This is a genomic window from Bradyrhizobium sp. ARR65 (assembly GCF_000472385.1).
GTDB lineage: Bacteria > Pseudomonadota > Alphaproteobacteria > Rhizobiales > Xanthobacteraceae > Bradyrhizobium.
In genome coordinates, this window is sequence record NZ_AWZU01000042.1 from 21434 (window position 1) to 41053 (window position 19620).

A 19620-nucleotide genomic window follows, 5' to 3' on the forward strand; every position below is an offset into this window, starting at 1 on the left:
GCCGCGAGGGGCCGCGCGGGCCGACCATCGAACGGCCTCAATGCAACCCAAAAAGGTCCTTCATGAAGCCTCTTCGACTCCTGACCGCTCTCGCCTTGCTTGTGGCGGCGATGCGGCCCGCTCTCGCTGCCGACGCCACCTTCCCCAAGGGCCTGCGGGTCGGATTGACGCCGCTGGTCGGTCTCGCTCCCTCAAAGACCTTTTCCGGATTTGAATCGGAAGACCACAGCGTCAAGGTGCTGGTGGCTGAGCTGCCGGCAGCAGCTTATGGCGAGGTCAAGAACGCGTTCACCGCCAACCCGGCGGGCACAGGCAGCATCAAGCCCGAAAGCATCGAGACAACGGTCGGCACGGCTTACTATACGGCCGAAACCGCCAGGGACGGTGCGACGACCGTGCGGCGCTATTCGATGATCCTGCCGGGCGGCACCTTCTCCGGCTATGTCGCCGTCCAGGTCCCGGAGAATGCCGCCAAGATCTATTCCGACGATGCTGTTCGCCAGATGTTCGCTTCAGCGACCATCCGCAAGGAGGTGCCCGTCGAAGAGCAACTCGGCTTGCTGCCGTTCAAGCTCAACGATCTCGCCAGTTTCAAGAACGTCAGAACGCTGGCGCCGGGCGCCGCCATTGTCCTTGCAGATGGCGACGAAGCCACCGGCTTTGAGCCCGCGCCGTTCATGATCATCGGCGTCATCGGCGCGACTCCGCAGGAGCCGGATGACCGTGCCCGCTTCGCGCAGCAGGCGGCGACCCAAATCCCCGGCGTCCGCGACGCGAAGGTCACGGTTGCCGAACCGATACGGATCGACGGCATGCCGGCCTATGAAACGCGGATCGATGCGACCAGCGGCAAGGACAATACCCCGGTTACCGTTGTGCAATGGCTGCGCTTTGGCGGGCCGACCTCGCTGCGCATCGTCGGCAGCGCGCCGCGTGATCAATGGTCGGCGGCCTTTCCGCGCTTCCGTGCCGTGCGCGACGGCATCCAGCCGAAGAGCTAGGAGATCTGCGCCAGGCAGATCGAAGCGAGTACCTATCCATCACCGTCATCCTGAAGGCGCTCGCCGTGCGAAACAGGGCGATCCTCGAAGGATGAAGGGCCCCGCTGCTGCGAAAACCGGGCCGTCGCCCTTCGATGCCTCCGCTACGCGAAGGCGCCTCAAGGGTGACGGTGCATAGATGACCGTTCGCTTCAGCGTGAGGCAGTGCTCACGCCCCAATACTTACTCAAACCGCCGATCAGGCTGCGCTGCTCGGCTCGTTGCCGTTGGCGGCCGTTGCCGCCGGCTGCTTGGCACCGCCCTTGGACACACCGACCAGCGCCGGCCGCAGCACGCGCTCGCCGATCGTGTAGCCGGACTGTACCACCTGCACCACGGTACCTGCGGGAACCGAGGGATCGGGAACCTCGTACATGGCCTGGTGGAAGTTCGGATCGAACTTGCTGCCTGCCGGATCCAGCCGCTTCACGCCGTATTTTTCCAGCGTGTTGTGCAGCGACCGTTCGGTCAGCTCGACGCCTTCGATCAACGCCTTGAGCCCGGGATCGGCATTGGCGCGTGCTTCGGCCGGGACCGCGTCAAGTGCGCGCTGCAGATTATCGGCGATATCGAGAACATCGCGTGCGAAACCCGTGATGCCGTACATCCGCGCATCGGCGACTTCCCGGGCCGTCCGCTTGCGCAGGTTCTCCATTTCGGCCAGCGTGCGCAACATCTTGTCGCGCGCGTCCGCAGCCTCTTTGGCCAGGGCCTCGGCCGAGGCCGGTTCAGGATCGTCGGGCATGACGTAGGGCTTCGAGACCACGGGCTCGTTGGGCTGCGCCGGGTTTGCCGGATCGTTCTTAAACTCGGAATCGGACATAGACGGCCTTTTCGAGAAATCGCTCGGGTTGACTTGAGGGCTTTGGGGTCCGCGCGGGATATCGTGCTTTGGGGGACGAAAATCAAGCGCTCGTGATCCCTTCGCGTCAGCCGCCCAGGATCCGGCTGACAATGCGCGCCGCATAGTCCACGGTCGGAATCACGCGCGCGTAATTGAGCCGGGTCGGCCCGATCACGCCGAGCACGCCGACGATATGACCGGCAGCATCGCGATAGGGCGCGACGATGGTGGAGGAGCCCGACAGCGAGAACAACTTGTTCTCCGATCCGATGAAGATGCGCACGCCCTCGGCGCTCTCCGCGCGCCCGAGCAGATCGATCACGCCGCGCTTGGTCTCAAGATCGTCGAACAGGAGGCGGACCCGCTCGAGGTCTTCCAGCGCATGCAGATCGTCGAGCAGGTTGGCATGCCCGCGCACGATCAAATGGCGATCGTCGCTCTCGCCGCCGGACCAGCTCGCAAGGCCCGCGGCAATCACTTTCTGCGTGAGCTGATCGAGCTCGGCACGGGCTTGCGCCAGCGCGGTCTCAAGCTCGAGCCGGGCTTCGGCGAGCGTGCGGCCGCGGATCCGCGCATTGAGAAAGTTGGAGGCTTCGGTCAGCGCGGAAGAGGGCACGCCCGGCGGCAGCGTCAGCACGCGGTTCTCGACCTGGCCATCCTCACCGACCAGAATGACCAATGCGCGCTCCGGCTCGAGCCGCACGAACTCGATGTGCTTCAGCCGCGCATTGGATTTCGGCGTCAACACCACGGCAGCGGCCCGCGTCAGCCCTGACAGACGCGTCAGGGCTTCGCCAAGCGCGGCCTCCACGGATTGGGCGCGCCCGACCGCCGCGAGCTGGCTCTGGATCGATTGCCGCTCGTCCTCGGTGAGATCGCCGATCTGCATCAAGGCGTCGACGAAGAACCGCAAGCCGAGCTCCGTCGGCAAGCGCCCGGCCGAGGTATGCGGCGCGTAGATCAGGCCGAGCTGTTCCAGGTCCGCCATGACGTTGCGCACCGAGGCCGGCGACAGCGGCACGGCGATGAGCCGCGAGACATTGCGCGAACCGACGGGTTCCCCGGTCGCGAGATAGCTTTCGACAATTTGGCGAAAAATCTCCCGCGACCGCTCATTGAGCTGCGCAAGCCCCGCAGGCGGCATCATCAGGTGGATGGGATCGTGTTGGGCCAATCGTCACTCCATCAAGCGGCCTGGAGCAGGGCCGCGCTCCGGTCTCTGCGTGAGCAGGATCTGTCCGGTTTCCGGATCATGCCCATAATTTGTTCGTCTGTGGGCCCTCTGACAAGCGGGAGATCGGGCGAGTTAAGGGCTTGCCGCCCTGCCGTCCCCCTCCTACAAGCTCCCGCGAGTCACCCTTCTTTGCCGGACTTTGGAGGATTCCCATGCGGCCGAGCCGCCGTGCCCCGGATGAACTACGCGCCGTGACCCTGGAACGCGGCGTTGTCAAATATGCCGAGGGCTCATGCCTCGTGAAATTCGGCGACACCCACGTGCTGGTGACGGCAACCCTGGAAGACCGTCTGCCGCCCTGGCTGAAAGGCCAGGGCCGCGGCTGGGTCACCGCCGAATATGGCATGCTGCCGCGCGCGACGCTGGAGCGGACCCGCCGCGAGGCATCCGCCGGGAAACAGAACGGCCGCACCGTCGAGATCCAGCGCCTGATCGGCCGCTCGCTCCGCGCCACCGTCGATCTGGAAGCCTTGGGCGAACGTCAGATTACGGTCGATTGCGACGTGCTGCAGGCCGACGGCGGCACCCGGACAGCATCGATCACCGGCGCCTGGGTCGCGCTCGCCGATTGCATCAACTGGATGAAGGCGCGCAACATGGTGAAATCAGGCGTGCTGCGCGACAATGTCGCGGCGATTTCCTGCGGCATCTATAACGGCACGCCCGTGCTCGATCTCGACTACGCCGAGGACTCCGAAGCGGAGACCGACGCCAATTTCGTCATGACCGGGGACGGCCGCATCATCGAGGTGCAGGGCACCGCGGAAAAGACGCCGTTTTCGGAAAGCGAGTTTCTCGCGCTGATGGCGCTCGCGCGCAAAGGCGTGGCACGGCTGGTCGATCTGCAGAAGATGGCGGTGGCTTAAAGAACTCATGCATCGGCAGATCAAAGGCAAGCTCGTCATCGCAACCCACAATCCCGGCAAGCTCGCCGAGATGCGTGAGCTCTTGGCGCCGCATGGGGTCGAGGCGGTCTCGGCGGGTGAGCTTGGGCTGTCCGAGCCGGACGAAACCGGCGATACGTTCTCGGCCAATGCCCGGATCAAGGCAGTCGCCGCGGCGAAGGCCGCGCAATTACCCGCTTTCGCCGACGACTCCGGACTTGCGGTGGATGCGCTCGGCGGCGCGCCCGGCATCTTCTCCGCGCGCTGGGCCGGGCCGAATAAGGATTTCAACACGGCGATGGCGCAGATCGAACGGCTGTTGCAGGAGCGCGGCGCCACCACGCCCGACACGCGGCGCGCACATTTCGTCTCAGCGCTTTGCGTTGCCTGGCCTGACGGCCATATTGAGGAAGTCGAGGCGCGCGCCGACGGCACCTTGGTCTGGCCGCCGCGCGGCACGGCCGGCTTCGGCTATGATCCGATGTTCATGCCCGATGGTTTCGATCGCACCTTCGGCGAGATGACCAGCGTCGAAAAGCACGGGCTGCCGCCGTTGGGACTGGGCCTGTCGCACCGCGCCCGTGCCTTCGTCAAGCTTGCGGAGATTTGCCTTGATGCGCGCTAGGGTAGGGCAGGGCACGCAGACGCCGACCGCCTTCGGCGTGTATGTGCATTGGCCGTTCTGCCTTTCCAAATGTCCCTATTGCGACTTCAACAGCCATGTGCGGCACGCGGCGATCGATGAAGCGCGCTTTGCGCGCGCCTTTGTGCGCGAATTGGAAACCACGGCTCAGCGCATCCCCGGCCGCACCGTCACCTCGATCTTTCTCGGCGGCGGCACGCCCTCGCTGATGCAGCCGCAGACGGTCGGCGCAATCCTGGACGCGATCGGTAAATCCTGGCACCTCGCGCGCGACGTCGAGGTGACGCTGGAAGCCAATCCCACCAGCGTGGAAGCGACGCGCTTTGCCGGTTATCGAAGTGCCGGCGTCAATCGCGTCTCGCTCGGCGTGCAGGCCCTCGACGACACCTCATTGAAAGCGCTCGGACGGCTGCATAATGCGCGGGAGGCGCTGGATGCCGTCGCCATCGCACGCAAGTCGTTCGAGCGTTACTCCTTCGACCTGATCTACGCGCGGCCGGAACAGACACCTGCGATGTGGGCCGAGGAATTGCAGCTTGCGATCACGGAGGCCGCGGAACATCTGTCGCTCTATCAACTGACGATCGAGGAGGGCACGCCCTTCTTTGGCCTGCACGCCGCCGGCAAACTGAAGACGCCGGGCGAATCGACGGCACGCGCGCTTTATGATGTGACGCAGGAGGTCTGCGCGCGGCACGACCTGCCGGCGTATGAAATTTCCAATCACGCGCGCAAAGGCGCGGAATGCCGCCACAACCTGGTTTACTGGCGCGGCCAGGAATATGCCGGCATCGGCCCCGGCGCGCATGGCAGGCTCGATATCAACGGCACGAGGCACGCGACCGCGACGGAAAAGCGCCCCGAGGCCTGGCTGATGCGCGTCGAAGCAAACGGCCATGGCGTCGTGATCGACGATTGCCTGAACAGCGAGGAACGCGCCGACGAGTTCTTGCTGATGGGACTGCGGCTTGCGGAAGGCATCGATCCCAGGCGCTACGCCGCGCTGGCCGGCCGGCCGCTTGATCCGCGCCGCATCGCGCTGCTGCGCGAAGAGGGGGCGATCGCGGTCGGAATCGATGGGCGGCTGCGCGTCACGCAGGCCGGCTTTCCCGTGCTTGATGCCGTGGTGGCGGATCTCGCGGCGTAATCTTTTCCTAAGCGCCAAAGCTCTTCGGCGATCCTGCGACCGGTACGCTGCTGCCGGAGCCCACGCGCATCACGGCCAGGCCGCGTTCATTGGTACCGTCGGCGCGGAAGCGGAATAGACCGTCAATGCCGGCAAAGCCGGAGGGATTGGTCAACACCTCCGACGAGAAGCGCGGCCCCCCTTGCGTCCTGGCCAGCGCCGCGACGAGTGCCACCGAATCATAGGCTAGCGTCGCGGTCCGCACGGGCTCGGAGCCGAATCGGGTGCGGTAGCGCCCGGAGAAGGCGCGGAAACCGGACGGATCGGGCGCCGCGAACAGGCCTCCTTGCAGCGAAGCGCTGGCGTAAACGCGCGGATTGTCCCACAACCCGGTGCCGAGCAACTGAATGTTGCGCAAATTCGCGCCCGCCGCGGTCAGCGCATCGGCCGTCGCGACCACCGAATCACCGTCATCGGCGAGCAAAAGCGCGTCGGCCTGGCCGAGCGCTTGCGCCACCGTGCGTGCGGGCGTTGCACGGTCGGCGCCATATCTTTCGAACACGGCCACCCGGGCCCCGCGTTTACCGACCGCCTGCTTGAATGCGGCTTCCACCACATTGCCGTAGGCGTTGTCCGGCAGAAGTGCGGCAAAGGAGCTCTTTCCAATCGAGGAGGCATATTCGACGATGCGATTGACGTCGGACTCCGGCAGAAAACTCAGGAGATAAACGCCGCGGCCGGCGATGCTGGAGTCCGTGGAGAACGCGATCACCGGGATGTTGCGCGCGCGCGTCACCTGCGCCGTCGCGGGAACCGAAGCGGCAAAGAGCGGCCCGAGAACGATCTCGGCGCCCTCGTCCAGCGCCTGTTGCGCACCTTGGGCCGCTCCTTGCGCAGTACCGGCATCATCCTTGATCAGAAGCTGGATATTGGGATTCTGGAACTCGGCCAGCGCCATTTCGGCGGCATTCTTCATCGATTGCGCCGCCACCCCGGCGTTGCCCGCCGCCGAGAGCGGCAGGATCAGGCCGACCTTGACCTGACCGTTGCCGGCCGTCATCGGCTGCTGGGGCGGCCCGCCAGGGGCAGGTGCGGGCTGGGAACCGAAGGAATTGGAAAACTGATTCAGGCTTTGCTGCGCGCCGGTGCAGGCGCTGAGCACGGGAGCGCCGAGGACGAGGCCTAGCGCCGCCCGCCGGGTGACCCGCGGGACGTGCGGACCCGAAAACAAAGACCAGGGATTAAGCGGGTCCACCATTAGATCTCTTAGCTTGGCCGAGCCCGGGGGCGGCCAGACCTTCCTCCAAAAGGATCAGGAGGACGGAGTAGGGCATGGAGTAAGGCATATTGTCAGCGAATGGTTTACCAGAACCAAAGGATTATGGCACTGCCGCGCCGCCGCAACTTGCCGTTTGCAGCCTCTTGTCACCGCTTTACATCGTGCATGGGGCAGCACTCACGAGTGTGGCGCCAAGACCATCTCCCCTTTAAGCTCGGCATTATGCGCGCAAAAACGGCTCCGATAAATACGCAAGCTGGCGGGGGACATCGCGAGTTTTCCATCGGGGGGCATGTTTTGTCGGCGCCCAAGCCGCCCGCCGGCCTTTATCTCGTGGCAACCCCGATCGGCAATCTCGGCGACATTACCCTGCGCGCCTTGGAAACCCTGGCCGGCGTGGACCTGATCGCCTGCGAGGATACCCGCATCACCCACAGGCTCCTGGAACGTTACTCTATTTCGGCGGAGCTCACGCCCTACCATGAGCACAACGCGGCAAGCGCCCGGCCGAAACTCCTGGAACGACTTCGCGAGGGCGAAGCGGTCGCGCTGGTCTCGGATGCCGGCACGCCCCTGATCTCCGATCCGGGCTTCAAGCTGGTTCGGGAGGTCTGCGCGGCCGGCTATGCCGTCACCGCGATACCAGGGCCCTCCTCAATCCTGACGGCGCTCTCGCTGGCGGCGCTGCCTACCGACCGGTTTTTCTTTACCGGCTTTTTGCCGCCGAAGCAGGCCGCGCGCCGCGCGCGGCTGGCGGAACTCGCCCGCATCGACGCGACGCTTGTGGTGTTCGAATCAGGTCATCGCGTGCAGGAGACGATTGCCGATCTCGCCGGGATCATGGGTGCACGCGAAGCGGCGATCTGCCGCGAACTGACCAAGCTGCACGAACAGGTGACCCGCGCGCCGCTTGCGGAGCTGGCAGCGGGAGCGGACCAGCTCGAGACGCGCGGCGAGTTCGTGCTGGTGATCGGGCCGCCGGATGTGGCTGCGCAAGCCATGAGCGCCGAAGCGGTGGACGAGCTCCTCCGCGACGCGCTTGCCCATTCCAGTTTGAAAGATGCGGTGGCGCAAGCGGTGGAAGTATCGGGCCGGCCGCGCCGCGAGGTCTATGCCCGCGCGCTGGAGCTCGCCAAAAGCGTGAAGACGGACCATGACCAAACGTGACGGCCCGCCACCGGCGGACATAGCCGCCAGACCGGCCTCGCCCGCGCGCGTGGCCGCGTTTCGCACTGGGCTGTCGGCGGAAAGCCGTGCGGCAGCGTATCTGATGGCCAAGGGCTATCGCATCCTCGCCAAGCGCTTTCGCACGCCCCATGGCGAGATCGACATCGTCGCGAAGCGACGCAATCTGCTCGCCTTTGTCGAGGTCAAGGCCCGCGCCACGCTCGATGACGCGGCGTTCGCGGTGACGCCACGTCAACAGGCCCGTATCATCGATGCCGCGCAAGCCTGGCTAGTGGCGCATCCCGAGCATGCGGAATTGGAGCTGCGCTTTGATGCCATGCTGATTGCGCCGCGGCATTTGCCGCGCCATGTGCTAGCAGCATTCGACGCCAGCCCCTAAAAGACATCCTCCTCTCGAGCTCACGGACCCCGCCAATGAAATTGAACGTCGCCGTCCAGATGGATCCCATCGCGCGCATCAATATCCGTGGCGATTCGACCTTCGCATTGCTGCTGGAGGCGCAAAAGCGCGGTCATGGGCTTTCGTATTACACCCCCGACAAGCTGTCGCTGTTGGGCGATGAGCTGGTCGCCCCCGTCCAGGTCCTCACCGTACGTGACGAGCCCGGCAATCACTTCACCCTTGGCGAGCCCCGGCGCGAGCCGCTTAACGCGTTTGACGTGATCCTCCTCAGGCAGGACCCGCCGTTCGATCTCGCCTATATCACCTCAACGCATTTCCTCGAGCGACTGCAGCCCAGGACACTGGTGGTCAACGATCCCGTGGCCGTGCGCAATGCGCCGGAAAAGCTGTTCGTGATGGATTTCCCGCAATTGATGCCGCCGACGCTGATCTCGCGCGACCTCGACGAGATCAACGCGTTCCGCGACACCCATGGCCCGGTCGTCATGAAACCGTTGCACGGCTATGGCGGAGCCGCGGTGTTCCGCGTCATGCCGCAGGACATGAATTTCGGCTCGCTCTACGACATGTTCTCGGTGACGTTCAAGGAGCCCTGGGTGATCCAGCGTTTCCTGCCCGAGGTGAAGAAAGGCGACAAGCGCATCATTCTGGTCGACGGCGAATTTGCAGGCGCCGTCAACCGGGTTCCGGCCGCGGATGATTTGCGCTCCAACATGGTGCGCGGCGGGGCGGCAACGGCGACCGATCTCACCAAGCGCGAACGGGAAATCTGCGCGACCATTGGACCGGCGCTCCGGGAGCGCGGCCTCATCTTCGTCGGCATCGACGTGATCGACGGCTATCTCACCGAGATCAACGTGACATCGCCGACGGGCATTCGCGCCATCTCGCGGCTTGGTGGTCCGGATATCGCCGCCAAGATCTGGGACGTCATCGAGGCAAAGCGCGCAAGCACAAAAACCTGATCTTGCCGCTTTCAAAGCGAGCGCCCTCCAAAGGCCCCAAAGCGGTCTCAGCCTCCACAATCTGGACGGGTAGGCCCGTCCGGATACGACGTCGTCGCTCGATGACGTCACAAATAGGAATGTGGAGGAAGACGCATGACATATCCTGTTTCACGGCGATCCTTGTTCGCACTCACCGCCGGCCTTGGCGCAACGACCCTGTTCTCCGGCAATGCATTGGCGCGCGAACCCAAACTCGGCACCCAGTCGCCCTATTTCCATCGCTTCATGCTTGGCGATGCCGAGGTGACGGTGGTGTCGGATGGGCCGCTGCCACTCGGTAATCCCAAAGGCACCTTCACCGGCGCGTCCGACGATGAAATCAAGAAGATGCTCACGGACAATTTCCTCAACCCCGACAACATCGTGCTCGAGCAGAACTCGCCGGTCGTGAACACGGGCGACAAGCTCGTGCTGTTCGACACCGGCATGGGAACGGCCAGGACCTTTGGTCCGACCACGGGGCGGCAGCAGAAGAGCATGGCGGAGGCCGGCATCAAGCCGGAGGACATCGACGCTGTCGTGTTCACGCACGCCCATATCGATCACATCGGCGGCGTGGTCGATGGGAGCGGCAAGGTGCTGTTCCCGAACGCCCAGTACTACATCGCGCAAAGCGATTTCGACTACTGGACCGACGAAGGCCGGATGAGCGGGCCGCTCAAGGAGTTCGTCGTGCATGCGCGCAAGAACCTGCTGCCCGTGCGCGACCGCCTGGTGTTCTATAGGGACGGCCAGGAATTCTTGCCGGGCATCCAGGCACTCGCCGCACCGGGACACACTGTCGGCCACCACATTTTCATGATCTCGTCGGGCGACAAGTCGTTCGCGTTCCTCGGCGATCTCACCCACCACCAGATCCTGCTGATGGAAAGGCCGCGCATGGAATTTTCCTATGACACGGACCCGAAGCAGGCGGCGGAAAGCCGGGTGAGGATGCTGGACATGCTGGCGGCCAACAAGATCATGGTCATGTCCTACCATTACCCATGGCCGGGCCTCGGTCATGTCGTGAAAAGCGGCGAGGGCTTCCACTACCTCCCGCAGCCGATGCAGATGCTGCTTTGAACGGGATGCTATACGGGGCGGCGTACGCCGCCGTCCCGTCCGCCCGGCTTCGCCTGGGCGGGGCTTCTTCCCCGGCGCAGGGCCTCATCGTTCCCGTAATGTTCTTGCCAGGGGAGCGGTTTTCCGCTACCTTGAATTGCGAAGAAGAGTCGCGGCGGGGCGGGGCGGCATGGTCCAGCGCGTTTCAACGGTTGCCTTTGAGGGCATTGAGGCCCGTGCGGTCGATGTGCAGGTGCAGGTCGCGCCGGGCCTTCCGGCGTTCACGATCGTTGGCCTGCCCGACAAGGCGGTCTCGGAGGCGCGCGAGCGGGTGCGCTCGGCCCTGATCGCTTCGGGCCTCGCGCTGCCGGCGCGGCGAATCACCGTCAATCTCGCGCCTGCCGATCTGCCGAAGGAAGGCAGCCATTACGACCTGCCGATCGCGCTCGGCCTGATGGCGGCAATCGGGGCGATCCCGCCGGATGCCTTGAACGGCTTCACCGTGCTTGGCGAGCTCGGGTTGGACGGGTCGATCGCCGCGGTCGCGGGCGTGCTGCCGGCTGCAATCGGCGCCAACGCGCGCGAGGAAGGGCTGATTTGTCCCGCCGCTTGCGGCGCGGAGGCGGCCTGGGCCAGCCCGGACATCCAGATCATCGCCGCGAATTCCCTGATTCAAATCGCCAACCACTTCAAGGGCACCCAGGTCCTGTCGCGCCCGCAGCCCAAAATCCATGAAGAGCAGGCCTCCTCGCTCGATCTTCGGGACATCAAGGGACAAGAAAGCGCCAAGCGTGCGCTCGAGATCGCGGCGGCCGGAGGCCACCACCTCCTGATGATCGGCGCGCCCGGCGCCGGCAAATCGATGCTGGCGGCGCGGCTTCCCTCGATCCTGCCGCCGCTGACGCCCTCTGAACTCTTGGAAGTGTCGATGATCGCCTCGGTCGCCGGCGAAATCCAGGGCGGGGCGCTGACCTCGCGACGGCCCTTCCGCAGCCCCCATCATTCCGCCAGCATGGCCGCGCTGACCGGCGGCGGAGTGCGCGCGAGGCCCGGCGAGATCTCGCTCGCCCATCAGGGCGTGCTGTTCCTGGATGAGCTGCCGGAGTTCGACCCGCGCGTATTGGATTCGCTGCGCCAGCCGCTGGAAAACGGCGAGGTCTCGGTCTCCCGCGCCAATCACCGCGTGACCTATCCTGCGCGTTTCATGCTCGTTGCCGCGATGAACCCGTGCCGCTGCGGCCGTGCCTTCGAGCCCGGCTATTCCTGCAAGCGCGCGCAGATCGACCACTGCACCGCCGATTATCAGATGCGCATTTCGGGGCCGTTGATGGACCGCATCGACCTGCGCATCGAGGTGCCGGCGGTGACCGCGGCCGACCTGATTCTTCCGCCGCCGGCGGAAGGCTCGGCCGAAGTCGCCGCCCGCGTCGCGGCCGCGCGCGACATCCAGCGCGCCCGCTATGCGGCGGCCGGACTGCCGCAGGTCCGCACCAATGCGGAGGCGCCGGCCTCGTTACTGGAAGAGGTCGCGCAGACCGACGCGCAAGGACAAAAACTGCTGCGCGATGCCGCCGAAACCATGCGCCTGTCCGCGCGCGGCTATCACCGCGTGCTCCGGGTTGCGCGAACGCTCGCCGATCTCGACGGCGCTGACAAGATCGGCCGGCTGCATCTCGCCGAAGCCCTGTCCTATCGGGCATTGGCCGAGGACGTCAGGCACGCCGCGTGAGCGACGTTCAGGGATCACGTTGCGCATCAACCAGCCGGTAACGAGTTTTCTTTACGCTCCGCCAACCATAAGCCGCGCGCCTTTTGCGGCCTTGGTCGAGTGAGTGCCCTGATGTTGCGTTTCAAGTTGCGTTTCACGATTCTGGTCTCGGCGGTTCCTTTGGTCGCGGGTGCAATCCTGGCCGGCGTTCAAGCATTCGAGCGTCCGCGTCCCTGCATCGCGGTCGGTGCGACGACGCTCGAGATCGGATCCGCTCCCTGGCACGCCGACCTCCATGTCAGCTTCACCGACGATCCCTCGCTTGCAACCGTGCGGGTCGGCGTCACCGACAGCGCGGCCAACGCGGACTTCGCCGTGATCGACGATATCGATGACGCCGAGGAGAACACCTGCAAAGCAAACGCGACGCAATTTGTCGCGCTGTCCGCGCAGCCCTCGGCCTCCGCTCCCGTGATCTACATTTCGCATGGCGGCGCGGCCGATTATCGCATCTTCGTCAGATCCAGGCACTTCTCGCTTCGCGAGGCCGCCGCGCTGATCGTCGGCGCGCACGGGGAACGCCCGCGCCTTGCCGCCGCGCTCTGAAGTCGTCCTTAACCCTTCATCAACCCTGTTCGCATCGTGCTTGCGCCAAGTGGGCGCGCTTCAAAGACTTTGCAAGCGTCGGCCCGGCATCGTTCGTGCGCGGGGCAGCGTGCGTGCGCGCAGCACGAGCTGAAGGTGGTCGGCGATGGAAAGACCTTTCCGGATCAAATTGCGCTTGCGCCGTTTCGCGCGGCGGCATCGTTGGCTCATCTCTTCCGTTCGCTCCTTCATGATCTTTTCCGCCGTCTTCGGCGGCGCTTACGGATTCATCGACGGCAGCCGATCGAAATATTATGACGCGCACGCCTTTGCGATCGGCGCGAGCTTTCTGTTTGCGATCGCCTGCGTTGCACTCGCGACGCTGAGCATCAGGTTGCGCTGGCTGCGCAAGAAGCTCCGCAAGATCGCTCTGCACAATGAAGGACTGGCCGACCGCAATTGGGAATTGCAGGAAGCCGAGGAGCGCGCCCGCAATCTGTTCGAACAGCAGGGCGACCTGATCGTGATGCGCGATGCGGGCGGATGCATCACCTTCGCCAATGACGCCTTCTGCGAACTTGCGAGCCGACTGCGCGAGGAGCTGATCGGCAGCCGTTTTGCGCTCCCGGTTCTCGAACAGGGCGACAGCGCACTTGAGCCGAACGGCACGCGAACTCATGATCAGAAGATCGCAACGCCCTTGGGTCCGAAATGGATCGCCTGGCGCGAAGGCCTCGTCCGCGCCGATGCCGGCCGGCCGGCGGAGCTGCAATGCGTCGGCCGTGACGTCACCGACCGCACCGAGACCGAACGCGCGCTCGCCGAGGCCCGCGACCAGGCGGACGCGGCCAACCGCGCCAAGTCGCGTTTTCTCGCGATGGCCAGTCACGAGATCCGCACGCCGCTCAATGGCATCATCGGCATGAGCGGCCTGCTGCTCGACACGCCGCTGACCCCGGAACAGATGACCTATGCGAAGGCGGTGAAGACGTCGGGCGAGGCGCTGCTGTTGCTGATCGAGGAGCTGCTCGATTTCTCCAAGATCGAGGCCGGCAAGATCGATCTCGAACAACGCCCCTTCGCCCTGACCGCCCTGGTCGAAGAGATCACCGAACTGTTGGCGCCGCGTGCGCAGGCAAAGCAGCTCGAGATCGCAGCTTACGTCGACGAGCGCTTGCCGACGCAAGTGGTTGGCGACGCGGCGCGCTTGCGGCAGGTGCTGCTCAACCTCGCCGGCAACGCCATCAAGTTCACCGCAAACGGCGGGGTGACCTTGGTCGCAGAGCCGGGGACCTGGTCGAATGAAATCAGCTTCATCGTGCGCGACACCGGCATCGGCATCGCGCCGGAAGCGCGGGAGCGGATCTTCCGCGAGTTCGAGCAGGCCGATGACCAGATCGCCAGACATTTCGGCGGCACCGGACTCGGATTGAGCATTTCCGAACGCATCGTCAAACGCATGGGCGGTCGAGTCACGCTTCAGAGCCAGCTGGGGGCTGGCTCGACCTTCGAGGTCTCGCTGCCGCTGCCGGCCGCCGAGGCCGCCGCGCAGCCGGCCTTCGCCGCGCCTGAGCTTGCGGGGCGGTCGATCATGCTGGTCACTGCGCAAGGCATCGAGGCCTCGCTGGTATCGCGGCGGCTGCAGCGTTGGGGCGGCCGGACTTGCCTGGTTTCAGATCCGGACGTGGCGCAGGCATTGTTGCCCGAACGCTCCTGGCACGCGGTGTTGATCGACCACGCGCTCGGCACCGACGCGATCGAAGCACTGGGCGAGGCCGCGCGGCGTCACGCCATGCTCCGGCTGCTGATGGTCACCCCGGCAACGCGGCACGAAAGCATGTCCAGCGCCTTCACGGGTTATCTTGTCAAACCGCTGCGGGCTGCCTCCCTTGCCGCGCGTCTGATGCTGCCGCCCGAGGTTACGGCACCCGCGCTCGGCGCCGACGGTCTGGCCGAAGTCGCCGACGGGGTAACACCGACCCAGGAGAATGCGACCAAAAGTCTGTCGATTCTGGTTGCCGAAGACAACGAGATCAACGCGCTTCTGATGCGGTCGCTGCTCGCGAAGCTTGGACATCGGGCTGTGATCGCCACCGACGGCGAAGCGGCACTGGAATCCTGGCTGGCTGCGAAATCAGCCGGCACGCCTTACGACCTCGTGCTGATGGACATCCAGATGCCGAAGCTCGATGGCATCGGCGCAGCCAAGCGCATCCGCACCCATGAAGCCGGGCAGGCGGGGCCGCGCACGGCGATCCTGGCGCTCACCGCCAATACGCTGGTGGAAGATCGCTATGCCTGTTTCGAGTCGGGAATGGATGGTTTCTTGATCAAGCCGCTCGATCGCGAAAAGCTGGAGGAAGCTTTGAGCGGATTGGTAGCGGCACGGCATGTGGTGGCGTAGAGGCTGTTCTCTCCCGTCAGTGCGAGCCACCGGGCCGCGCGAACGCTCGCCCGAAACAATCCAGACGCTCTCCGCGGATGCAGTCTGGATTGCTTCCTCGCTCCGCTCCTCGTAATGACGGTTACAGCCGCCGCAAGGCCACCGTCTCCACGACGTGGTCGGCGCCCTTCTTCAGGATCAAGGTCGCGCGCGGCCGCGTCGGCAGGATGTTGTCTTCGAGATTGGCAAGGTTGGTGCGCTCCCAGATCGCTATGGCGGTGGCGGTGGCTTCCTCGTCCGAGAGCAGCGCGTAGCGATGGAAATAGGACCTGGGATCGTGGAAAGCGGTATCGCGCAGCGCCAGGAAACGCCTCACAAACCATTGCCGCAGCACAGGCTCGTCGGCGTCGATATAAACCGAGAAATCGAAGAAGTCCGAGACGACGGGCACGGCCTTGCCGTCGCGCGGCAAGGGACCGGTCTGCAGCACATTGACGCCCTCGACGATGAGGATGTCCGGCCGGTCGACCTCGGTCCATTCGTTCGGCACGATGTCGTAGGTCAAATGCGAATAGACGGGCGCGCGCACCTTGGCTCGCCCGGACTTGATGTCGCTTAGGAATGACAGCAAGAGCGGCAGATCGTAGCTCTCGGGAAAACCCTTCTTCTGCATCAAGCCCTGCTGCTCGAGCACAGCCTTGGGATAGAGAAATCCGTCCGTCGTCACCATTTCGACCTTCGGCCGCGGCGACCAGCGCGCCAGCATCGCCTGCAGCACGCGCGCGGTGGTGGACTTACCGACTGCGACCGATCCGGCCACGCCGATGATGTAGGGCACCTTGCGGTCCCGAATCCCCAAGAATTGCCGCTGCGCGTAATAGAGCCTCTGGGTGGCGTCGACATAGATCGAGAGCAGGCGCGATAGCGGAAGATAGATCTCCTCGACCTCCTTGACGTCGAGGCGGTCGTGCATCGAACGCAGCTTGTCGAACTCGCCGGGCTCCAGCGTCATCGGCGTGTCGTTGCGCAGCTCCGCCCACTGTTCGCGCGTGAAAATGCGATATGGATTATATCTCTGGTCGGGGGCGCGTATGTCCATGAGGCCGCCTCTCGTTCCTAGTCGCGCTTGCGCGACGCTTTCTCTTCCAATCCGGACATTGACGTTCGCTGCGCGAGTGCGGCTTCGACGTCCTCAAGCTTGAGGCCACGCGATTTCAACAGCACCAGCAGGTGGTAAATAAGATCGGCGCTTTCGGCGATGAGGTGCGCGCGGTTGTTTTCGATCGCGGCGATCACAGTCTCGACCGCCTCCTCGCCGAGCTTCTTGGCGCAGTGCTCGGCGCCCTTGTCGAGCAGCTTCTTGGTATAGGACGCCTCTCCCCCCGATGCGGCGCGGGCATCGATGGTGGCGGCCAGGTCATGAATGGTAAAACGCGACATCACCGTAACTCAAAGGCGCGCCTCACCCGGCAAGCGCCGTTCTCCGCGCGCTGATGTAGCACTTTTGTGACGTGGAGTCGTCAGGGATCCAGCCGCATCGGCAGCCCGGCGCGGACCATGTGGTCCTTCGCCTCTCGGATGGTAAATTCCCCGAAATGGAAGATCGAAGCCGCCAGCACAGCCGTCGCGTGTCCTTCGCGGATACCCTCCACCAGGTGATCCAGGTTGCCCACCCCGCCAGAGGCGATCACAGGCACGGGAACGCTGTCGGCGATCGCCCGCGTCAGCGGGATGTCAAAGCCCTGTCGGGTACCGTCGCGGTCCATCGAGGTTAAGAGGATTTCGCCGGCACCCAGCGAAACCACCTCCTGGGCGTATTCGATCGCGTCGATCCCGGTCGAATTGCGCCCGCCATGGGTAAAGATCTCCCAGCGTTCCGAACCGCCCGGACGCTTGACGCGCTTGGCGTCGATCGCCACCACGATGCACTGCTCGCCGAACTTTTCCGCGCCTTCCCTCACGAATTCGCGCCTGGCCACCGCGGCCGAGTTGATCGAGACCTTGTCCGCCCCTGAGCGCAGCAGGGTCTTGATATCCTCGATGGTGCGAACCCCGCCGCCAACCGTCAGCGGCATGAAGCAGGCCTCCGCAGTGCGCCGGACCACGTCCAGCATGATGCCGCGGTTCTCGTGAGTCGCCGTGATGTCGAGGAAGCAAAGCTCGTCGGCGCCGGCGGCGTCGTAGGCGATGGCCGCTTCCACGGGATCGCCGGCATCGCGCAGGTCGACAAAGTTGACGCCCTTGACCACTCGTCCATCCTTGACATCGAGGCAGGGAATGACGCGCACCTTGAACATCGAAAACCCCCTCAAGCCCTGCCGCGCGCATCGCGAATCAGCGCCAGCGCCGTGGCAGGATCAAGACGCCCATCGTAGAGCGCGCGGCCCGCGATCGCCCCGGCCAGTTTCTTCGCGCGCGGCGACAGCAGGGCCTTCACATCCTCGATCGAGGCGAGACCACCCGAGGCGATGACGGGGATCGAGATACGCTCGGCGAGCGCAATGGTCGCATCGAGATTGAGACCTTTCAGCAGCCCGTCGCGGGAGATATCGGTGAAGATGATGGCGGCGACGCCGGCGTCCTCGAAGCGTTGCGCGATCTCCAATGCGGTGACCTGTGAAGTCTCCGCCCAGCCTTCGACGGCGACCTTGCCGTCGCGCGCATCGAGCCCGACCGCGACCCGGCCGGGATGTTTTTTCGCAGCGCTCTTGACCAGTTCGGGATCGCGCACCGCCGCGGTCCCGATGATCACCCGCGAAATCCCCTTACCGAGCCAGGCCTCGACCGTCGCGAGATCGCGGATGCCGCCACCGAGCTGCACCGGGATCGTGATCGCCTTCAGCATCGCCTCGACCGCATGGGCGTTCATCGGCTTGCCGGCAAACGCACCATCGAGATCGACGACGTGCAGATATTCGAACCCCTGCGTGCCAAAGCTGCGCGCCTGCGCCTCGGGATCGAGGTTGAAGACCGTGGCGCGGGCCATGTCGCCCTGCTCGAGCCGCACGCACTGGCCGTTCTTCAGGTCTATCGCGGGGAAGAGGATCACGGCTTCCACTTCAGGAAATTGGAGATCAGAGCGAGGCCAAAGCGCTGGCTCTTCTCCGGATGAAACTGGGTGCCGATCGCGGTGTCCTTGGCCACGATCGCCGTGACCGGCCCGCCGTAATCGGCGCGCGCCAGCACGTCCGCCTCATTGGCGGCGTTGAGGTGATAGGAGTGCACGAAATAGGCATGGCGGCCCTTCGGCCCCAGCGGCAGGCGCTCCAGCACCGGATGCTCATGCGCCAGATCGAGCGTGTTCCAGCCCATGTGGGGAATCTTTAAGGCTTCGTCGCGCGGCGAAATCTTTTCTACGTCGCCGTCGATCCAGTTGAAACCGTCGGTGACGACATGTTCCTTGCCGCGCGTCGCCATCAATTGCATGCCGACGCAGATACCGAAGAACGGCCGCGCTTTCTGGCGCACCGCTTCGGTCAGCGCTTCAAGCATGCCGTCCAGCGCATCCAGCCCGCGGCGGCAATCAGCGAATGCACCGACGCCGGGCAGCACGATGCGGTCGGCCCGATACACAGTGTCGGGATCGCGGGTGACCACGATTCGATCGGGGTGTTCGGCGCTTCTGGCGGCGCGCTCAAAAGCCTTGGCGGCCGAGTGCAGATTGCCTGAGCCGTAATCGATGATGGCGACAACGCTCATCGTTGTCCTCCCGGCTCCGGGAACAATCCGATAATGCCGCTCCCCGGCAGCGAGGGCGACTTTGAGAATGATTGACCGGGAACGTCGCGCGTCGGCGGCGGCGCGCCGCGATCAACCGCCTGCTGGTCGTTGACGATGCCGCGCTGCTTGGCGGCCCAGCGGTCGAAAAAGCGCCGTTCGGCCGCTTCTTCATCATCGGCCACGACGACGTCGAGCTGCCGCCAATGATGCCGCAACAAAGTCCAGCGCCGCAAACTCCCGGCTTCGAAACCCATCAAGATGGCCAGGATGAGATCGGCCAAGAAGATCGCCGCGGATCCCGCGCCCAATCGTCGCAGTGCCAGGTCGAGCGCGACGACCACGATCACCCAGCCGACAAGCGCCAGCCACAGCCGATGCCAAATCAGCCAGAGCGGCGCGAACAGCGCCGCCCAGAAATGGAAGCCGTCGCGCACGAAGACGAACTGATCGGTGGCGCGGAGATCGGCTCCGTTCGCCGTGGGAGCATGAACTGTATAGACCGGCATCGCATCTCTCCGATCAGCCGACCAAA

Annotated in this window: 21 protein-coding genes; 11 read left to right on the top strand and 10 right to left on the bottom strand. The window is 64.8% G+C overall.

Annotated features, from left to right (window positions below; all coding sequences use genetic code 11):
• Nucleotides 1–62: 62 nt before the first annotated feature.
• Nucleotides 63–1001 carry a hypothetical protein gene (locus F758_RS0132520; RefSeq protein ID WP_024511801.1) on the top strand — a complete coding sequence of 313 codons (939 nt, stop codon included), beginning with the start codon at nucleotides 63–65 and terminating at the stop codon, nucleotides 999–1001.
• Nucleotides 1002–1239: 238 nt separating this feature from the next.
• Here the strand turns inward: F758_RS0132520 and grpE are convergent, their stop codons facing one another.
• Both grpE and hrcA read right to left on the bottom strand, forming a co-directional pair.
• A complete protein-coding gene (grpE, locus tag F758_RS0132525; protein WP_024511802.1) occupies nucleotides 1240–1863 on the bottom strand; it encodes a nucleotide exchange factor GrpE in 624 nt (207 codons plus the stop codon).
• 106 nt (nucleotides 1864–1969) lie between these two features.
• Nucleotides 1970–3058 (bottom strand): heat-inducible transcriptional repressor HrcA, encoded by a 1089-nt coding sequence (gene hrcA / locus F758_RS0132530; protein WP_024511803.1) that lies wholly within the window; start codon nucleotides 3056–3058, stop codon nucleotides 1970–1972.
• Between the two features lie 212 nt (nucleotides 3059–3270).
• Between hrcA and rph the strand changes: the two genes are divergently transcribed.
• From rph to hemW, 3 genes are read left to right on the top strand one after another with little or no spacing between them, the layout of a single operon-like run.
• Complete coding sequence (gene rph, locus F758_RS0132535; RefSeq protein ID WP_024511804.1) at nucleotides 3271–3984, top strand: ribonuclease PH; 714 nt, start codon at nucleotides 3271–3273, stop codon at nucleotides 3982–3984.
• Between the two features lie 7 nt (nucleotides 3985–3991).
• Nucleotides 3992–4627 carry an RdgB/HAM1 family non-canonical purine NTP pyrophosphatase gene (gene rdgB / locus F758_RS0132540; protein ID WP_024511805.1) on the top strand — a complete coding sequence of 212 codons (636 nt, stop codon included), beginning with the start codon at nucleotides 3992–3994 and terminating at the stop codon, nucleotides 4625–4627.
• Complete coding sequence (gene hemW, locus F758_RS0132545; RefSeq protein ID WP_024511806.1) at nucleotides 4617–5792, top strand: radical SAM family heme chaperone HemW; 1176 nt, start codon at nucleotides 4617–4619, stop codon at nucleotides 5790–5792. Before rdgB ends, hemW begins: the two co-directional genes overlap by 11 nt.
• 7 nt (nucleotides 5793–5799) lie before the next feature.
• On the opposite strand, the gene F758_RS0132550 is transcribed toward hemW, so the two are convergent.
• Nucleotides 5800–7029, bottom strand: coding sequence for a penicillin-binding protein activator (locus F758_RS0132550; protein WP_024511807.1), 1230 nt, complete (start codon nucleotides 7027–7029; stop codon nucleotides 5800–5802).
• A 243-nt stretch (nucleotides 7030–7272) separates the two neighbouring features.
• Between F758_RS0132550 and rsmI the strand changes: the two genes are divergently transcribed.
• The 6 genes from rsmI (at nucleotide 7273) to F758_RS0132580 (ending at nucleotide 13006) form a co-directional block, all read left to right on the top strand.
• Nucleotides 7273–8217: a 16S rRNA (cytidine(1402)-2'-O)-methyltransferase gene (gene rsmI / locus F758_RS0132555; RefSeq protein WP_024511808.1), complete on the top strand. Its 945-nt coding sequence runs from the start codon at nucleotides 7273–7275 to the stop codon at nucleotides 8215–8217.
• The gene (locus tag F758_RS0132560; protein WP_024511809.1) at nucleotides 8204–8617 is read left to right on the top strand and encodes a YraN family protein; all 414 of its coding nucleotides are present in this window, start codon (nucleotides 8204–8206) and stop codon (nucleotides 8615–8617) included. The genes rsmI and F758_RS0132560 overlap by 14 nt, the downstream gene beginning before the upstream one ends.
• A 35-nt stretch (nucleotides 8618–8652) precedes the next feature.
• Entirely contained in the window at nucleotides 8653–9606 is a 954-nt protein-coding gene (gene gshB, locus F758_RS0132565; protein ID WP_024511810.1) for a glutathione synthase, read from the top strand.
• Between the two features lie 135 nt (nucleotides 9607–9741).
• Nucleotides 9742–10713, top strand: a complete 972-nt coding sequence (locus tag F758_RS0132570; RefSeq protein WP_024511811.1) for an MBL fold metallo-hydrolase — start codon at nucleotides 9742–9744, stop codon at nucleotides 10711–10713.
• A gap of 169 nt (nucleotides 10714–10882) precedes the next feature.
• Nucleotides 10883–12421, top strand: a complete 1539-nt coding sequence (locus tag F758_RS0132575) for a YifB family Mg chelatase-like AAA ATPase (protein ID WP_024511812.1) — start codon at nucleotides 10883–10885, stop codon at nucleotides 12419–12421.
• 111 nt (nucleotides 12422–12532) lie between these two features.
• Nucleotides 12533–13006, top strand: a complete 474-nt coding sequence (locus F758_RS0132580; RefSeq protein ID WP_035723884.1) for a hypothetical protein — start codon at nucleotides 12533–12535, stop codon at nucleotides 13004–13006.
• A 60-nt stretch (nucleotides 13007–13066) separates the two neighbouring features.
• Here the strand turns inward: F758_RS0132580 and F758_RS52200 are convergent, their stop codons facing one another.
• Nucleotides 13067–13237 (bottom strand): hypothetical protein, encoded by a 171-nt coding sequence (locus F758_RS52200; protein WP_245286655.1) that lies wholly within the window; start codon nucleotides 13235–13237, stop codon nucleotides 13067–13069.
• Between F758_RS52200 and F758_RS0132585 the strand changes: the two genes are divergently transcribed.
• Nucleotides 13236–15389, top strand: a complete 2154-nt coding sequence (locus F758_RS0132585) for a PAS domain-containing hybrid sensor histidine kinase/response regulator (RefSeq protein WP_245286656.1) — start codon at nucleotides 13236–13238, stop codon at nucleotides 15387–15389. The genes F758_RS52200 and F758_RS0132585 overlap by 2 nt on opposite strands.
• 121 nt (nucleotides 15390–15510) lie before the next feature.
• Here F758_RS0132585 and coaA read toward each other — a convergent pair whose 3' ends face one another.
• The 6 genes from coaA to F758_RS0132615 all read right to left on the bottom strand — a co-directional run bounded on the left by coaA (nucleotide 15511) and on the right by F758_RS0132615 (nucleotide 19594).
• Nucleotides 15511–16467 carry a type I pantothenate kinase gene (gene coaA, locus F758_RS0132590; protein WP_024511815.1) on the bottom strand — a complete coding sequence of 319 codons (957 nt, stop codon included), beginning with the start codon at nucleotides 16465–16467 and terminating at the stop codon, nucleotides 15511–15513.
• Nucleotides 16468–16484: 17 nt separating this feature from the next.
• Nucleotides 16485–16808 carry a phosphoribosyl-ATP diphosphatase gene (locus F758_RS0132595; protein ID WP_024511816.1) on the bottom strand — a complete coding sequence of 108 codons (324 nt, stop codon included), beginning with the start codon at nucleotides 16806–16808 and terminating at the stop codon, nucleotides 16485–16487.
• A gap of 80 nt (nucleotides 16809–16888) precedes the next feature.
• Complete coding sequence (gene hisF, locus F758_RS0132600) at nucleotides 16889–17665, bottom strand: imidazole glycerol phosphate synthase subunit HisF (protein ID WP_024511817.1); 777 nt, start codon at nucleotides 17663–17665, stop codon at nucleotides 16889–16891.
• Nucleotides 17666–17676: 11 nt separating this feature from the next.
• Nucleotides 17677–18426, bottom strand: a complete 750-nt coding sequence (hisA, locus tag F758_RS0132605; RefSeq protein WP_024511818.1) for a 1-(5-phosphoribosyl)-5-[(5-phosphoribosylamino)methylideneamino]imidazole-4-carboxamide isomerase — start codon at nucleotides 18424–18426, stop codon at nucleotides 17677–17679.
• Complete coding sequence (gene hisH, locus F758_RS0132610) at nucleotides 18414–19067, bottom strand: imidazole glycerol phosphate synthase subunit HisH (RefSeq protein WP_024511819.1); 654 nt, start codon at nucleotides 19065–19067, stop codon at nucleotides 18414–18416. The genes hisA and hisH overlap by 13 nt, the downstream gene beginning before the upstream one ends.
• Entirely contained in the window at nucleotides 19064–19594 is a 531-nt protein-coding gene (locus F758_RS0132615; RefSeq protein WP_024511820.1) for a DUF2628 domain-containing protein, read from the bottom strand. Before F758_RS0132615 ends, hisH begins: the two co-directional genes overlap by 4 nt.
• Between the last annotated feature and the right edge of the window lie 26 nt (nucleotides 19595–19620).

Bases quoted from the DNA above. Each gene is read 5' to 3' on its own strand.
- F758_RS0132520 (WP_024511801.1), top strand. From the start codon at position 63: ATGAAGCCTCTTCGACTCCTGACCGCTCTCGCCTTGCTTGTGGCGGCG.
- grpE (WP_024511802.1), bottom strand. From the start codon at position 1,863: ATGTCCGATTCCGAGTTTAAGAACGATCCGGCAAACCCGGCGCAGCCC.
- rph (WP_024511804.1), top strand. From the start codon at position 3,271: ATGCGGCCGAGCCGCCGTGCCCCGGATGAACTACGCGCCGTGACCCTG.
- rdgB (WP_024511805.1), top strand. From the start codon at position 3,992: ATGCATCGGCAGATCAAAGGCAAGCTCGTCATCGCAACCCACAATCCC.
- hemW (WP_024511806.1), top strand. From the start codon at position 4,617: ATGCGCGCTAGGGTAGGGCAGGGCACGCAGACGCCGACCGCCTTCGGC.
- F758_RS0132550 (WP_024511807.1), bottom strand. From the start codon at position 7,029: ATGGTGGACCCGCTTAATCCCTGGTCTTTGTTTTCGGGTCCGCACGTC.
- rsmI (WP_024511808.1), top strand. From the start codon at position 7,273: ATGCGCGCAAAAACGGCTCCGATAAATACGCAAGCTGGCGGGGGACAT.
- F758_RS0132560 (WP_024511809.1), top strand. From the start codon at position 8,204: ATGACCAAACGTGACGGCCCGCCACCGGCGGACATAGCCGCCAGACCG.
- gshB (WP_024511810.1), top strand. From the start codon at position 8,653: ATGAAATTGAACGTCGCCGTCCAGATGGATCCCATCGCGCGCATCAAT.
- F758_RS0132570 (WP_024511811.1), top strand. From the start codon at position 9,742: ATGACATATCCTGTTTCACGGCGATCCTTGTTCGCACTCACCGCCGGC.
- F758_RS0132575 (WP_024511812.1), top strand. From the start codon at position 10,883: ATGGTCCAGCGCGTTTCAACGGTTGCCTTTGAGGGCATTGAGGCCCGT.
- F758_RS0132580 (WP_035723884.1), top strand. From the start codon at position 12,533: ATGTTGCGTTTCAAGTTGCGTTTCACGATTCTGGTCTCGGCGGTTCCT.
- F758_RS0132585 (WP_245286656.1), top strand. From the start codon at position 13,236: ATGATCTTTTCCGCCGTCTTCGGCGGCGCTTACGGATTCATCGACGGC.
- F758_RS52200 (WP_245286655.1), bottom strand. From the start codon at position 13,237: ATGAAGGAGCGAACGGAAGAGATGAGCCAACGATGCCGCCGCGCGAAA.
- coaA (WP_024511815.1), bottom strand. From the start codon at position 16,467: ATGGACATACGCGCCCCCGACCAGAGATATAATCCATATCGCATTTTC.
- F758_RS0132595 (WP_024511816.1), bottom strand. From the start codon at position 16,808: ATGTCGCGTTTTACCATTCATGACCTGGCCGCCACCATCGATGCCCGC.
- hisF (WP_024511817.1), bottom strand. From the start codon at position 17,665: ATGTTCAAGGTGCGCGTCATTCCCTGCCTCGATGTCAAGGATGGACGA.
- hisH (WP_024511819.1), bottom strand. From the start codon at position 19,067: ATGAGCGTTGTCGCCATCATCGATTACGGCTCAGGCAATCTGCACTCG.
- F758_RS0132615 (WP_024511820.1), bottom strand. From the start codon at position 19,594: ATGCCGGTCTATACAGTTCATGCTCCCACGGCGAACGGAGCCGATCTC.